Annotated in this window: 1 protein-coding gene; it reads left to right on the top strand. The window is 68.6% G+C overall.

What is annotated here, in order from left to right; genetic code table 11:
* Positions 1-668: FAD-binding protein (locus ACWGS9_RS35135; RefSeq protein ID WP_454509471.1), on the top strand; the 668-nt coding region annotated here is incomplete at both ends.

The raw sequence follows: 668 nt of genomic DNA, 5'->3' as shown, positions 1-668 counted from the left end.
CTGGCGCCGCAGCCTGTCGTCCTTCTCTCCAGGGCGCCACTTGGAACCGATGCGTCGAGCACGCTCGCCCAGGGCGGGCTCGCGGCAAGCCTGGGCGAGGACGACAGCCCCGATCTGCACCTCGCCGATACGCTGGTCGCCGGCGATGGGCTTTGCGACGAAGCGATGGCCAGGCGCGTCGTCGAGGCCGTACCTGAAGCCATAGACCCCCTCATTCGTCTGGGCGCTACTTTCGACCGCGCGTTAGACGGAAAACTGCGGCTCGGGCTGGAGGCGGCACATTCGCGACGCAGGATCGTGCACGCCGGCGGCGACGCCACCGGCCGCGAGCTGTTTCGGGCGCTGCTCGCCGTGGCGCGGCGGACACGTTCGATCACGATCATGGAAGGCATGACAGCGCTCCGCCTGGTTGTGGCGGAGGGCAGCATTGTGGGACTTTTAGGAAGCCTACACACCGGGGTCCTCGCATTGCCCACGCGCCGCGTGGTTCTCGCGACCGGCGGTATCGGCGGCCTCTTTAGCGACACCACGAACCCGCTCGCATCATTCGGGCACGGCCTGGCGCTGGCCGCCTGCGCCGGCGCAGAACTTGCCGATCTCGAATTCGTGCAGTTCCACCCGACTGCGCTCGACACGCCGCGCCGGCCGATGCCGCTGGTCAGCGAAGC

It is taken from the genome of Mesorhizobium sp. Arg314, assembly GCF_053714275.1.
Note: the sequence above shows the minus strand (reverse complement) of the source record. Positions and strands in the feature narration are given on the sequence as shown.